Origin of the sequence: Streptomyces sp. NPDC051214 (genome assembly GCF_040682375.1) — a bacterium.
Classification (GTDB): domain Bacteria; phylum Actinomycetota; class Actinomycetes; order Streptomycetales; family Streptomycetaceae; genus Streptomyces.
Map to the genome: position 1 here is coordinate 498,712 of NZ_JBFBAT010000006.1, position 13,877 is coordinate 512,588.

Consider the following 13,877-nt stretch of genomic DNA (forward strand, 5'->3'; position numbering starts at 1 on the left):
GTGGGCCGAGAAGGCGCTGCGGCCTCGACCACAGCAAGCACTTCCCGTCCCGTCGTAGACGTAATCGTGACATCCCTTTGGACACGGTCACAGGTATGTGGCGTTCGTCACATGCCCCGAGAAGATGCCGCCGTCGCGCCTACCGGTACCCGGAGGGATCAAGAGCCCTGTAGGTTCGGCGCATGGAGGAGCTGGACCGACAGATCGTGCAGCTGCTCGTCAAGGACGGGCGGATGAGCTACACCGACCTGGGCAAGGCCACGGGCCTGTCCACATCGGCCGTGCACCAGCGTGTGCGCCGCCTGGAGCAGCGCGGCGTCATCCGCGGCTATGCCGCGGTCGTCGACGCCGAGGCCGTCGGGCTGCCGCTCACGGCGTTCATCTCGGTGAAGCCGTTCGACCCGAGCGCGCCCGACGACATCGCCGAACGCCTCGCGGGCGTCCCGGAGATCGAGGCGTGCCACAGCGTGGCGGGCGACGAGAACTACATCCTCAAGGTGCGCGTCGCGACCCCCCTTGAGCTCGAACACCTGCTGAGCCGTCTGCGCGCTCTCGCCGGCGTCTCCACGCGCACGACGGTCGTCCTCTCCACGCCGTACGAGGCCAGGCCCCCGCAGGTCTGAGCCGCCCGTGGGCGACCCCTGCGCGGGGCCCGCGCGGGCAGGGGCCAAACTGGTCCCATGAGCGAGAGCACCACCCCCCAGAACGGCCCTCAGGGCCACCGCACCGTGCTGCTGCGCGGTGGCGACGTCCACAGCCCCGCCGATCCGTTCGCCACGGCCATGGTCGTCGAACGCGGGCACGTCGCCTGGGTGGGATCCGAGGGCGCGGCCGACGCCTTCGCCGACGGCGTGGACGAGGTCGTCGACCTCGAAGGAGCGCTCGTCACCCCCGCGTTCACCGATGCGCATGTGCACACCACGTCGACCGGCCTCGCCCTGACGGGCCTGGACCTGACGGGTGCCCGCTCCCTCGGCGAAGCGCTCGTTCTGGTACGGGAGCACGCCGCCGCCCGGCCGCACGACCGGGTCCTGCTCGGCCACGGCTGGGACGCGGCCCGCTGGGCGGACGGCCGTCCGCCCTCGCGCGCGGAACTCGACGAGGCGGCCGGTGGCCGTCCCCTCTATCTCACCCGCATCGACGTCCACTCGGCCGTCGTCACCACGGCGCTGCTCGACCTCGTCCCCGGCATCACCGAGCGCACCGGCTTCCGCCCGGACGCGCCGCTGACCGGCGACGCCCACCACGCGGTGCGCGCCGCGGCACTCGGCGCGCTCTCCCCGCAGCAGCGCACCGAGGCCCAGCGGGCGGCGCTGCGGCGCGCCGCAGCGCTCGGCATCGGCTCCGTGCACGAGTGCGCGGGCCCCGAGATCTCCAGCGAGGACGACCTCACCGGGCTGCTGCGCCTCGCCGCCGACGAGGCCGGGCCGCGCGTCGTCGGCTACTGGGCGCAGCAGGGCGAGGAAGGCGTCGCCCGTGCAAAGGAACTGGGGGCCATCGGCGCCGCGGGCGATCTCTTCGTCGACGGGGCGCTCGGTTCGCACACCGCCTGCCTGCACGAGCCGTACGCCGACTCCGGCCACACCGGCACCGCCTATCTGGACGCGGCCGCCGTCGCCTCGCACGTCGTCGCCTGCACCGAGGCAGGGATGCAGGCGGGCTTCCACGCCATCGGCGACGCCGCGGTGACCGCCGTGGTCGAGGGCATCCGCGCCGCGTCCGAGAAGGTCGGCCTGGCCCGCGTCCGCGCCGCGAGGCACCGCGTCGAGCACGCCGAGATGCTCACCCCCGAGACGATCGCCGCCTTCGCGGAGCTCGGCCTCACCGCCTCCGTACAGCCCGCGTTCGACGCCCTGTGGGGCGGTGACGACGGCATGTACGTCCAGCGCCTCGGCGCCGATCGGGCCCGCACCCTCAACCCGTACGCGGCCCTCCTGCGCACCGGCGTCCCGCTCGCCTTCGGCTCCGACAGCCCCGTCACCCCGCTCGACCCCTGGGGCACCGTCCGCGCCGCCGCGTTCCATCAGACCCTCGAGCACCGCGTGTCGGTGCGCGCCGCCTTCACGGCCCACACCCGGGGCGGCTGGCGGGCCATCGGCCGGGACGACGCCGGTGTCCTGGTGCCGGGGGCGCCCGCCGACTACGCCGTCTGGCGCACCGCGGAACTCGTGGTCCAGGCGCCGGACGACCGCGTCGCGCGCTGGTCGACCGATCCGCGCTCCGGCACGCCCGGCCTTCCGGATCTCTCCCCGGGCGTCGAACTCCCCGTCTGCCTGCGCACGGTGGTGTTCGGACAGCCGGTCTTCGTACGGCCGGACGAGTGATGTCCCGGCGGTGCGTACGGCCGATCGCGGCTCGTTGTCGCGTCGCACGACCTGCGTATCCTCGGCACTGACCTGGCTGTCTTTGGAATCGGCCCAGGTCACATGGCTATTGACAGAACGCGGCCGTCGGCCGGTAGGTTCGGCCGGGTCCACCAAAGGACGTCCGACCGGAGAAATTCCACGCAGCCGTCGAACGCCGCTGGGCCATGGGCGGTGTGCCGCACCGGCGCACCACCACTGGGAGCCAGGTCCAGCGCCCGCGCCGCGGAAGCGAGGGAACGTTCCACCGGGCCGGCAGGTGTGACCCGGGTGGGGCCCGGACGCTCAGTAGACAACGGCTCTCGGTCGACCCGCAGCCAGCGGGCCCCAGGTCGGCCCGAAGGGCGCCGGGCCCCGATCCGCAGTACTCCCCTTTACCGCCCGTGCCGCCGTGGCCGTGCGGGAAGCGGCCACTATGGTGGTCCTCTGCGTACGAACGAAGGGGCAGTAGTGAACGACGGCGGTGCGGTCTCCGAAACCGGTGACCAGGGGAGGCAGTTCGGCCCGCTCGGCCTGGCCTTGGTGATCATTCCGACCTACAACGAGGCGGAGAACATCCAGGCCATCGTCGGTCGTGTCCGCGTCGCCGTACCCGAGGCGCACATTCTTGTCGCCGACGACAACAGCCCCGACGGCACCGGCAAGATCGCCGACGAGCTCGCGGCCGACGACGAGAACGTGCACGTGCTGCACCGCAAGGGCAAGGAAGGCCTCGGCGCTGCCTATCTCGCGGGCTTCCAGTGGGGCCTGGACAACGACTACGGCGTGGTCGTCGAGATGGACGCCGACGGCTCCCACCAGCCCGAGGAGCTGCCCCGGCTGCTCACCGCGCTCAAGGGCGCCGACCTCGTGCTCGGCTCGCGCTGGGTGCCGGGCGGACGCATCGTCAACTGGCCCAAGTACCGCGAGATCATCTCCCGCGGCGGCAGCACGTACTCCCGCCTGATGCTCGACGTGCCGATCCGCGACGTCACCGGCGGCTACCGCGCCTTCCGCCGCGAGACCCTCGAGGGCATCGGCCTCGGCGAGGTCGCCTCGCAGGGGTACTGCTTCCAGGTCGACCTGGCGCGCCGCGCGATCAAGGCGGGCTATCACGTCGTCGAGGTGCCGATCACCTTCGTCGAGCGCGAGCACGGCGACAGCAAGATGAGCCAGGACATCGTGGCCGAGGCGCTGTGGCGCGTCACCGCGTGGGGCGTGGGCGAGCGGGTGGGCCGTGTGGGCCGCGCCCTGGGCCGCAAGGACGCCGAGGGAGCGCAGGAGCCCTCCAAGGACGGCAAGAAGCCCTGATCGTCGCTCCGGCGGCCGCTTGCTGATCACTCCCTTATGCCGGTCTGAGCCGGGCCCAGGCACACTGGAGCCATGACGACTGGCGTACCGCCCACCAGACCCGCCCGGCCCCGGCGCTCCCGCGTCCTCAGGTTCCTGCCGCTCGGCATCGCCGCGTGGCTGGTCCTGGAGATCTGGCTGCTCACCGTCGTGGCGGGCGCGGCCGGCGGGCTCACGGTGTTCTTGCTGCTCGTGGCCGGTGTGGTGCTCGGCGGCATGGTCATCAAGCACGCCGGGCGGCGCGCCTTCCGCGAGCTGAGCGAGGCGGTGCAACAGCAGCAGAGCGGCCTGGCGCCGCATCCCTCCGAGCGGGGTGGTGGCAACGCCCTGACGATGCTGGGCGGCCTGCTGATCATCCTGCCTGGGCTGATCTCCGATGCCCTGGGACTGCTTCTGCTGGTGCCGCCCGTCCAGAAGGCCGTCAGCCGAACGGCGGAGAAGACGTTCGAGCGCAAGGTCCGCGAGGCGGCCACCCAGGGCGGTCTCGGCGAAGCCTTCCAGCAGGCGCGCATGCACCGTCCGGACGGCAAGGTCGTCCAGGGCGAGGTCATCAGGGACGACGAGCGTCCGCCCCGCGGCCCGCACCCGGACGACCCGCAGCTGCCGCCGCGCTGAGCGGTCCGGCGCGGCACAAAGGATGCGGCACGAAGGACGCAGCACGAAGGCCGGGGCCACTGCTCAGCAGTGGCCCCGGCCTTCGTGTGCGGTGTTGTTCAGTTCGCCGTCAGGCGGACTTGCGGCTGTCCCGCGGATGCACCGCGATGTTCATGGCTCCTGACCGGAGAACCGCGAGGCGCTCCTCCAGGACCTCCTCGAGTTCCTCTCGAGTACGGCGCTCCATGAGCATGTCCCAGTGCGTACGCGCAGGCTTCCCCTTCTTCTCTTCAGGTCCGTCGCCGTCTACGAGGAGTGCCTGGGCCCCGCAGACCTTGCACTCCCACTCCGGCGGGATCTCCGCCTCGACCGAGAACGGCATCTCGAAACGATGTCCGTTCTGGCATGCGTACTCCACGGCCTGGCGCGGAGCCAGGTCGATGCCGCGGTCGGTCTCGTAGCTTGTCACCACGAGGCGCGTGCCGCGAAGAGCTCGCTCACTCATGAATCGTGCCTCCCGGGCTTGTCGCCCACAGGACAGGTGTCGCTGTCGTCGTCATCCGGTCAACGTCCGGTCGGCGGTAAAGATTCCCGTTAAGGGTCATGCGTCGCCGTCGTATGCCGCCCCTTGTTGTACCCACCAGCGCCCGGTATGTCACATCTGACAGAGGATGTCACCCTGCGTTTCTGAATCTTCAGCGCGCAGTAACGGTCCGCCTGGTAAGCCAAACGCGTACACTACCGCCCTTTGGCTTCAGTTGCTAAATCCTGTCGGGTACGGGATTCCCCGCGTCGCGGATCGCGCGCTCCACGGGTACCCGCACGAGCAGGACGAAACCGATCACGAAGAAGGCCACGAGCGAGACGATCGCGTCCCGGTAGCTCCCGGTGAGCTGATAGGTCAGGCCGAAGATCAGCGGGCCCAGCCAGGCCATCCCGCGATCGCTGATCTCGTACGCGGAGAAGTACTCGGCCTCCTTGCCCGCCGGCACCAGGTGGGAGAACAGCGACCGCGAGAGCGCCTGCGAACCCCCGAGCACCAGACCGATCCCCGCCGCGAGCACGAAGAACCACACCGGCGCGCCCGCGGGCAGGAAGAACCCCGCCCCGATCGTCACCGTCCACGCGACGAGCGAACCGAGGATGGTCCGTTTGGCGCCGCACGTCCGTGCGAGGCGCCCCATGGCGAGCGCCCCGACCACCGCGAGCACCTGGACCAGGAGCACCGCCACGATCAGCGTGGACTGGCCGAGACCGAGCTCTTCGGAGCCGTAGACGGACGCCTGGGAGATCACCGTCTGCACGCCGTCGTTGTAGACGAGGTAGGCGAGCAGGAAGGACAGGGTGTGCGGATGGCGGCGCATGTCGCGCACGGTCGACGCGAGCTGCCGCCAGCCGCGGGCCGACGCCGCGGAAGGCGGCACCTTGCGATCACGCAGCCGCCGCAGCGGTACGAGCGTGAAGGCGCCCCACCACACGCCCGCCGAGGCCAGACAGATGCGCACGGCCGTCGACTCCGGGACGCCGAAGGTGTCGTGGGCCAGGAACAGGGCCAGATTCGCCACCAGGACGAGCGCCCCCGACGCGTAGCCGAAGGCCCAGCCGCGTGAGGAGACCGCGTCACGTTCCCCGGGAGGAGCGATCTGCGGCAGGTAGGAGTTGTAGAGCACCATCGAGACGGCGAGCGAGGCGTTGGCGACGATCAGCAGGAAGCCGCCGAGCAGATAGCGGTCGCCGTCCAGGAAGAACATGCCCGCCGTCGCCGCGGCCCCCAGGTAGGCGGCCACCGCGAGGAGCGGCTTCTTGCGGCCCGTGCGGTCGGCGGCGGCGCCCGCCATCGGCATGACCACGACGGACAGGATCACCGACGCCGACACCGCGTACGCGAAGAAGGAACCGGCGCTGATCGGGACGCCCAGCGGGTGGACGTACCCGTCGCCGTCCGCAGCCGACTTGGCGATCTCCGTCAGATAGGGGCCGAGGAAGACCGTCAGGACGCTGGTCGAGTAGACCGAGCACGCCCAGTCGTACATGTACCAGCCGCGCTGCTCCCGCCGGCGTTCGGCGGCGCTCTCGTCGGCCGGTGGTGTTGCCCGCACGGTGTCGGTACCCACCCGTGCCCCCTCGCTGGTCCCCGTGGTCCGCTGCCGCCCCGGAGGCGGTCAGGCCCAGGCTCCCCGGTCCTTCAGCACGTCGCGCAGCGTCTCGATGTGATCAGAGATGATGCCATCTACACCGAGATCGAGCAGAGCGGCCATGCGTCCGGCGTCGTTCACCGTCCAGACGTGCACCTGCAGCCCGCGCGCGTGGGCCGCGCGGACGAAGCGGTGGTCCACCACCCGGATCCCGCCGTGCGTCTCGGGCACCTGCGCGCAGACCGCGGAGCGGCGCACGCCGGCCGGGACGCCGAACGAGCTCAGCCGCAGGGCCGCCACGCCCCGCGTGCCGTACGAGGTGGCCAGGCGCGGGCCCGCAAGACGCTGGGCGCGGGCCACGCGGGCCTCGGAGAACGAGCCGACGCACACGCGGTCCCAGGCGTCGGTGCGGCGCAGCAGTTCGAGGAGCGGGAGCAGGGCGGGCTCGGCCTTGACGTCCACGTTCCAGCGGACGTCGGGGAAGGACTCCAGGAGCTCTTCGAAGAGGGGCACCGGCTCGCTGCCCGCCACGCGCGCGTGGCGCACGGCGCTCCAGGGGAGATCGGCGATCAGTCCGCCCGTGTCCGTCACCCGGTCGAGGGTGTCGTCGTGGAAGGCCACCAGGCGGCCGTCCGACGTGGCGTGCACATCCGTCTCGATGTAGCGGTAGCCCAGGTCGACCGCGCGCCGGAACGCGGCGGCGGTGTTCTCCAGGCCGTCCGCCGCCCCGCCCCGGTGGGCGAAGGCGAGCGGGCCGGGATGGTCGAGATAGGGATGGCGCATACGCGGGCTCACCGCTGCAGTATCGCCTGCTCCGGTGGCCCGCCGGCAGCCACCACGCCTCCCTCGGATGGTGCAGGGGCGGCGGTGAAGAGGCGCAGGAAGAACTGGGCCAGCGGGCCGATCGCCAGCGCGTAGAGCACCGTGCCGACGCCCACCGTGCCTCCGAACGCGAAACCGGTGGCGACCACGGCCACCTCGACCAGGGTCCGCATCAGCCGGATCGAGCGGCCCGTGCGCTGATGCAGGCCCGTCATCAGGCCGTCCCGGGGGCCGGGACCGAACTTCGCGGCGATGTAGAGCCCGGTCGCCACGCCGTTCAGGACGATGCCCGCCACGAGCAGCGCGATGCGGGCGGCGAGCGCGTGCGCGTCCGGCATCAACGCGAGGGTGCCGTCCATCGCGAGGCCGACGACGAAGACGTTGGAGACCGTGCCGAGCCCGGGGCGCTGGCGCAGCGGGATCCACAGGAGCAGCACCGCCGCGCCGATGAAGATCGAGACGACACCGATGGACATCCCCGTCAGCTCGGCCAGGCCCTGATGCAGCACGTTCCACGGTTCGAGGCCGAGCCCGGCCACCACCAGGAGCCCGGAGCTCGCGCCGTAGAGCGCCAGGCCGACGTACAGCTGGATCAGCCGTCGTACGAGATGTGGCGTGGTCGTGGACAAGAGATGCCCCCCTGCTGGTGGTAGTGGCCTGACGCATGACACTCTGTGGCTCGTAAAGGGATACCAACCATGGCCAATTCCAGGAAGGTGGACTGGGAATCATGGCTCAGTGGACTTCGGCGGTGGGCGCCACACAGCTCGCGCGGCTGCTCACCTCTCAGCAGACGCGCCCCGCGGGCCCCGGCTCGCGCCGCCCGCCCGCCTATCGCGCCCTGGCCGACGGCGTCCGCATGCTCGTCCTCGAGGGACGTGTGCCGGTCGCCGCACGGCTGCCCGCCGAGCGCGAGCTCGCCGTGTCCCTCGCCGTCAGCCGGACCACGGTCGCGGCTGCGTACGAGGCGCTGCGCACCGAAGGCTTCCTGGAATCCCGCAGGGGAGCGGGCAGTTGGACCGCGGTCCCGGCCGGCAACCCGCTGCCCGCGCGCGGCCTCGAACCGCTCCCGCCCGAGGCGCTCGGCTCCATGATCGACCTCGGCTGCGCCGCGCTGCCCGCGCCCGAGCCCTGGCTCACCCGCGCCGTCCAGGGCGCCCTGGAGGAACTGCCTCCGTACGCGCACACGCACGGCGACTTCCCCGCCGGTCTGCCCGCCCTGCGCCAGATGCTCGCCGAGCGCTACACCGCGCGCGGCATCCCGACCATGCCCGAACAGATCATGGTCACGACCGGCGCGATGGGCGCCATCGACGCGATCTGCCATCTGTTCGCCCCGCGCGGCGAACGCATCGCCGTCGAGTCCCCCTCGTACGCCAACATCCTTCAGCTGATGCGCGAGACGGGCGCCCGGCTCGTCCCCGTCGCCATGTCCGAGGGGCTCGAGGGCTGGGACATGGACCGCTGGCGCCAGGTGCTGCGGGACGCGGCGCCCCGGCTCGCCTATGTGGTCGCGGACTTCCACAACCCCACGGGCGCCCTCGCCTCCGAGGACCAGCGGCGCAAGCTCGTCGACGCCGCGCGCTCCGCCGGGACGGTCCTCGTCGTCGACGAGACCATGATCGAACTGCAGCTCGACGACGACCTGACGATGCCGCGCCCCGTCTGCGGCTTCGACCCGGCGGGCTCGACCGTCATCACCGTCGGCTCGGCCAGCAAGGCCTTCTGGGCGGGCATGCGCATCGGCTGGGTGCGGGCCGCTCCCGACGTCATCCGCAGCCTCGTCTCGGCACGCGCGTACGCCGACATGGGGACCCCGGTCCTTGAACAGCTGGCGGTGAACTGGCTCCTGAGCACCGGCGGCTGGGAATCGGCCGTGCAGGTGCGCAGGGCACAGGCCCGCGAGAACCGCGACGCCTTGGTGGCCGCCGTCCGCCGCGAACTGCCCGAGTGGGAGTTCGCGGTGCCGGCGGGCGGCCTCACCCTGTGGGCGCGCTCGGGCGGCCTCTCCGGCTCCCGTCTGGCCGAAGTGGGCGAGCGGGTCGGGGTCAGGGTCCCGTCAGGGCCGCGCTTCGGGGTGGACGGCGCCTTCGAGGGGTATGTGCGGCTGCCGTTCACCGTGGGAGGCGCGGTGGCCGAGGAAGCGGCGGTGCGGCTGGCCGCGGCCGCGCGTCTGGTCGAGACCGGGGCGGGCGGGGGCGTGGAGGCGTCGCGGGCCTTCGTGGCCTGAGCCCCCGGGCCACGGGGAGACGTCAGCCTTCGGCGGGCACGGGCTCCGGTCGCGCGCCCGGCTTCGCCGCCGCCGTGTCGGCATCGGCGTCGGCAGCGGCGACGACCTCGGTACCGGTCTCGGCCGTCGCCGTCCCTTCTGCGCTCGTTCCGGCGTCGGCGGGGGCGCTCCGTGCGGGCAGCAGTTCCACCACCGCCTGCCGGTGGGCCTCGCTCGTCGCGTCGTCGTACGGATCGGGCGTCGCAGGCACCTGGAGCCGGTGCACCTGACCCGTGCCGAGCCGTGCGTACCCGCGGCCGGGCGGGATGTCGCAGGTGGGCGTCGTGCGCGGCGGCACCCCGAGGATGTCCTCGACCTGGTCGAGCGTCGTGGGGCCGAGGACCACGCGCGCGCGGGTGTGCTGGCGCACCGGGTCGCTCAGGGAGTCGATGCTGTCGAACTGGTCGGCCACGACCACCGTGACGTTGGCCGCCCTGCCGTGCCGCAGGGGCACCTGGAGCAGCGACTGCGGGTCCTTGCGTCCGTCGGCCGCCGCGAGGTGGCCGAGCACGCTGGGGCGGTCCATGAGGATCCACAAAGGCCGCTTGGTGTCCTCCGGGGCGGGGTGGCCCGCCTGGCGGGCCCGGTTGGCCGAGATGAGGCGGCGCTCCGTCTCGTGCGCCGCCCACTCCAGGCTCGCCAGGGCGCCGGCGAGCCCGCACTCGATGGCCAGGACACCGTCCCGCCCGGTCAGGCAGGCGTAGTCGCCGATGCCGCTGCCCTCGACGATCAGGACGTCTCCGTGCTGCAGGGCCTGCAGGGCGACGGAGCGGAGCAGGGTGGTTGTGCCGCTGCCGGGTTCGCCGATCACCAGGAGGTGCGGCTCGGTGGAGCGGGGGCCGGTGCGCCAGACGACGGGGGGTACGTCGCGCTGAGTGTCGCCGTCCGTCACGGGGAGGGTGCGCTGGACCCCGGTGGGGTCGGTGAAGCCGAGCACGGTCTCGCCGGGGGCCGTGACGAACCGCTGGGCGGCGATGTCGGTGGGCAGCGGGGGCAGCACGTTCACCGTGAGCTGGTTGCCCTCCTCGTCCCACTCGAAGTGGTACTCGCGGCCACGGCCCGCCTTGGCGTGCAGCAGCTGCTCGATGCGGGTGCGGGACTCGGTCTCGCCGTCCGTGAAGTACGCGGGATAGCGCACCACCAGATGGGAGACACGTCCGTCGTCGTCGAACTCGTAGGACGTGAGGGCCTTGTCCCACTCGCCGCCGTGCGCGAAGAGCGGCGCCGGGTCCTCGGGGACCGAGAAGTACGGCACGAGCGCTTCGTAGAGGGACTGCAGGCGCTGGGTCTGCGCCTCGTCGGGGCCGGTGGGCGCCGGCTCCGTGCGTTCCCGGCCGGTCCACGCGGCGGCCGCCATCAGACAGATGGCGGCGAGCAGCGGACCGTACGGCATGAGGGTCACGACCAGGATCACGGAGGCCACCAGGAACAGCAGCGGTCCGCGCCGGTCCTTGGGGGTGTCGGTCCACTTGCGCCGCCCGGCCCCTGCAAGGCGGCGCAGTCCACGAGTGATCGTGATCAGCGGGTGGAGGACGTCGGTGGCGCTGTCGGCGGCCGACCGTGCGAACTCCCGGCTGCGGGCGATCGAGGCGGTGCCGTTGCTCAGGATGCGGGGGAGGGGGCGCCGGGCCACGTCAGTCTCCAGATGGTGCGAACGAAGTGCTGCAGGGGGCAGGAGGCGTCAGAACTTGATCCCGCCGAGGAGGCTCGCCAGGCTCGCGCTGCCGGCCTTGATGCTCGGGGCGATGGCGGTGCCCGCCATGAAGAAGCCGAAGAGCGCGCAGACCACGGCGTGGGACGCCTTGAGTCCGTCCTTGCGGAAGAACAGGAAGACGATGATGCCGAGCAGCACGACGCCCGAGATGGAAAGGATCATGACGGTTCTCCTGGTTGGTGGGGACAGTCACCATGAGTTGTTCCAGGTTCACAGCATGTATCCATACGATAAAAGGTGCAAATGGGGGAATTTTCGAGGAATTCCCTCGAATGGCGGAGGCTTGTCGGGCCTTCGGAGTGCGCCTCGGGGTGGCGTCCGGGTGCCTTCGTGATCTTTGCCGCGGGCGCGCCCCGTCATGTCCCCGGACGGGCAGTACCCTGTCGATTCACTCGTACGGCTGCACTCGGCGCCGTACGACCCCTTCGAGTCACCCCGCAGTCGAAAGGCGGTCCGGTCCATGAGCGAAGCCCCCGACCCGGAAGTCGTGGAGCTGGCGACCAAGATCTTCGATCTGGCGCGCCAGGGCGACACCGAGGCCCTCGCCGCCTACGTGGACGCAGGCGTTCCGGCGAACCTCACCAACGACAGCGGTGACTCGCTCGTGATGCTCGCCGCCTATCACGGCCACGCGGAGGCGGTCCGGGCGCTCCTGGAGCGGGGCGGTGACGCCAACCGTGCCAACGACCGGGGGCAGACGCCGCTCGCCGGGGCCGTCTTCAAGGGCGAGGACGCGGTGATCCGGGCGCTGCTCGACGGAGGAGCGGATCCGGCCGCGGGCACGCCGTCGGCGGTGGACACCGCCCGGATGTTCGCCAAGACGGAGCTGCTCGAGCTGTTCGGGGCGGCCTGAGCGGGGTACCTGACCAGCAACAACGGGGGCGCTGGAAATGTGGTCGCGGCGGTGTGAACCGCTGGGTCATCATGACGACGTGATTCACGGACGCGACGGCGGGGCAGGAGTTGCCGCACCGCGTGGACCGTGAGCGGCCCGCCCCCGGACCTCCCGTCCGGGATCCCTACGGGCCACCGACGAGAGGCAGAGGAAGATGGTCTACAACAAGCAAAAGACGGCGGGCGGCCCGACGTGTTGGCGCACGGCCAGGTAATTCACGATTCCCGGTTGCGTCGACGCTTGATGTGAGGCTGTTTCCCATGTTCGATCCGGTCATAGCGCCCAGCGGTACGCTGCTCGGCCTGCTGCAGCGGGGCCGCGGCGACGGCACCCTGCACGCACTCACCGCACCCCGGTCCGAGGCGCTCGCCGCCCTGGAGACCTGCGTGCTCCACGACCCACGCCACGACTGGCAGGTCGAGAACCGCTCCCTCTACTACGCCCGCCTCTACCTCGACCTGCGCGGCGGGATCGAGGAGATCGAGCGGCATCTGTTCGACCCCGAGGACGTCCTGAACACGGACGACTCACGCACCGGCCTGGCGCTCGCCGTCCTGGGGCACCTCGCCTCGTACGGCAGGCACGACGCCCTCGAACTGCTGCGCCGGTACGCGGCCTTCGGCACCAACTGGGCCTGGGCCCTGGACGAACTGGCGATGCGTGACGACGACGCGGGCCTGCGCGCCCTGGCCGTGCCCGTGCTCGCCAGGTTCCCCTCGGACGCTCAGGGCGAGGCCGAACTGGCCGCCGTGGTGCGCGACGCCTACGAACCCCGGCCCTGGCGGCTGTGGGAGGAGGACCCCCGCGAGGCCGTCGGTGCCCGCGTGCGCGCCGCACGGGAACAGGGCTCCTTCGACCGCTGGCAGCGACAGATGCGCCCCGCGGGGCCACGCCCCGGCTGGAGCGTCCAGGCCGTCTTCGACTGGGCGCAGGAGGGGCTCGAACGCGGCTCGGTCCTGCATGTGCCCGCCGCCCGCTGCCTGAGCGCGGTCGCCGGGCCCGAGGACCGCGCCGAGATCCTCGAGGCCGCCCGCAACGGCTCCGACGGGGCGCGCGGCACGGCCCTGCGCTACCTCGCCGACGCCCAGGACCCCGCCGTCTTCGACCTCATCGAGTTCGCGGTGGAGAGCCCGTCACGGGCCGTCGTGGACGCCGCGGCCGAGGCCTTCGAACGGATGCGCAGCGTCGCCGCCGTCGAGCGGGCCCGCCGCTGGGCCCAGCGGCCCGACGAGCTCGGCGCCGCCGCGGGACGGGTGCTCGCCTGCAGGGGCGGCGCCCAGGACAGCAAGCTCGTGCTCGCCGCGCTCCGCGAGGCCGTCCGCGGCGAAGGCCCGGACGCGCCGACCCTCTGGACCCTCGTCGACGGCGCGGGACGGCTCGGCATCGCCTGCGCGGCCCCGGTCCTTCGCCACGTGTACCGCGAGACCGCCTCCTCCCACCTGCGCGGCCGCGCGGCCCGCGCGCTCGCCGCCACCGACCCCTCCTTCGCCGCCGGATTCGCCGTCGAGTGCCTGTGGGACTGTGAGGAGTCCACCCGCGAGGTCGCCGCACGGCACGCCGAGACCGGCGACGCCCGCGTGGTCACCCAGCTCAGAAGGCTCGCCGCGGACCCCGCCGAGGAGGACGAGGTACAGACGGCGGTACGCAGCAGGATCGACCCCGACGCGGCCGAGGTGTAACTGGCGCGCCCCCGGGGTGCTGCGGGGCGCGTGCGAATCGAGGGCCCCGGAGCGTGCACCGGGAAGGGCCGTTGAAG

General features: G+C 72.1%; 13 protein-coding genes. 7 read left to right on the forward strand and 6 right to left on the reverse strand.

Going from position 1 to position 13,877, the window contains the following annotated elements:
* Window positions 1-182: 182 nt before the first annotated feature.
* The 4 genes from AB0M70_RS18945 to fxsA all read left to right on the forward strand — a co-directional run bounded on the left by AB0M70_RS18945 (window position 183) and on the right by fxsA (window position 4,307).
* On the forward strand, window positions 183-623 hold the full coding sequence (locus AB0M70_RS18945) for an Lrp/AsnC family transcriptional regulator (RefSeq protein ID WP_160503714.1): 441 nt from the start codon (window positions 183-185) through the stop codon (window positions 621-623).
* Window positions 624-680: 57 nt separating this feature from the next.
* Complete coding sequence (locus AB0M70_RS18950; protein ID WP_365821087.1) at window positions 681-2,324, forward strand: amidohydrolase; 1,644 nt, start codon at window positions 681-683, stop codon at window positions 2,322-2,324.
* Window positions 2,325-2,813: 489 nt separating this feature from the next.
* Window positions 2,814-3,653: a polyprenol monophosphomannose synthase gene (locus AB0M70_RS18955; protein ID WP_365821088.1), complete on the forward strand. Its 840-nt coding sequence runs from the start codon at window positions 2,814-2,816 to the stop codon at window positions 3,651-3,653.
* Between the two features lie 72 nt (window positions 3,654-3,725).
* The gene (gene fxsA, locus AB0M70_RS18960) at window positions 3,726-4,307 is read left to right on the forward strand and encodes an FxsA family membrane protein (protein ID WP_363211083.1); all 582 of its coding nucleotides are present in this window, start codon (window positions 3,726-3,728) and stop codon (window positions 4,305-4,307) included.
* A gap of 109 nt (window positions 4,308-4,416) precedes the next feature.
* Here the strand turns inward: fxsA and AB0M70_RS18965 are convergent, their stop codons facing one another.
* The 4 genes from AB0M70_RS18965 to AB0M70_RS18980 form a co-directional block, all read right to left on the reverse strand.
* The gene (locus AB0M70_RS18965; RefSeq protein WP_030360404.1) at window positions 4,417-4,791 is read right to left on the reverse strand and encodes an RNA polymerase-binding protein RbpA; all 375 of its coding nucleotides are present in this window, start codon (window positions 4,789-4,791) and stop codon (window positions 4,417-4,419) included.
* Between the two features lie 256 nt (window positions 4,792-5,047).
* Window positions 5,048-6,400, reverse strand: a complete 1,353-nt coding sequence (locus AB0M70_RS18970) for an MFS transporter (protein ID WP_365821089.1) — start codon at window positions 6,398-6,400, stop codon at window positions 5,048-5,050.
* Between the two features lie 48 nt (window positions 6,401-6,448).
* Window positions 6,449-7,216, reverse strand: a complete 768-nt coding sequence (locus AB0M70_RS18975; protein ID WP_365821090.1) for a glycerophosphodiester phosphodiesterase — start codon at window positions 7,214-7,216, stop codon at window positions 6,449-6,451.
* Window positions 7,213-7,872 (reverse strand): hypothetical protein, encoded by a 660-nt coding sequence (locus tag AB0M70_RS18980; RefSeq protein ID WP_365821091.1) that lies wholly within the window; start codon window positions 7,870-7,872, stop codon window positions 7,213-7,215. The genes AB0M70_RS18975 and AB0M70_RS18980 overlap by 4 nt, the downstream gene beginning before the upstream one ends.
* A 101-nt stretch (window positions 7,873-7,973) precedes the next feature.
* On the opposite strand from AB0M70_RS18980, the gene AB0M70_RS18985 reads away from it, so the two are divergent.
* Window positions 7,974-9,473, forward strand: a complete 1,500-nt coding sequence (locus AB0M70_RS18985; RefSeq protein ID WP_365821092.1) for a PLP-dependent aminotransferase family protein — start codon at window positions 7,974-7,976, stop codon at window positions 9,471-9,473.
* A gap of 22 nt (window positions 9,474-9,495) precedes the next feature.
* Here AB0M70_RS18985 and AB0M70_RS18990 read toward each other — a convergent pair whose 3' ends face one another.
* Complete coding sequence (locus AB0M70_RS18990) at window positions 9,496-11,145, reverse strand: ATP-binding protein (RefSeq protein ID WP_365821093.1); 1,650 nt, start codon at window positions 11,143-11,145, stop codon at window positions 9,496-9,498.
* A 48-nt stretch (window positions 11,146-11,193) separates the two neighbouring features.
* A complete protein-coding gene (locus tag AB0M70_RS18995) occupies window positions 11,194-11,388 on the reverse strand; it encodes a hypothetical protein (RefSeq protein WP_160503705.1) in 195 nt (64 codons plus the stop codon).
* Window positions 11,389-11,686: 298 nt separating this feature from the next.
* Here AB0M70_RS18995 and AB0M70_RS19000 point away from each other — a divergent pair, with 298 nt between their 5' ends.
* On the forward strand, window positions 11,687-12,079 hold the full coding sequence (locus tag AB0M70_RS19000) for an ankyrin repeat domain-containing protein (protein ID WP_365492482.1): 393 nt from the start codon (window positions 11,687-11,689) through the stop codon (window positions 12,077-12,079).
* A gap of 302 nt (window positions 12,080-12,381) precedes the next feature.
* A complete protein-coding gene (locus tag AB0M70_RS19005) occupies window positions 12,382-13,800 on the forward strand; it encodes a HEAT repeat domain-containing protein (protein WP_365821094.1) in 1,419 nt (472 codons plus the stop codon).
* Window positions 13,801-13,877 lie beyond the last annotated feature (77 nt).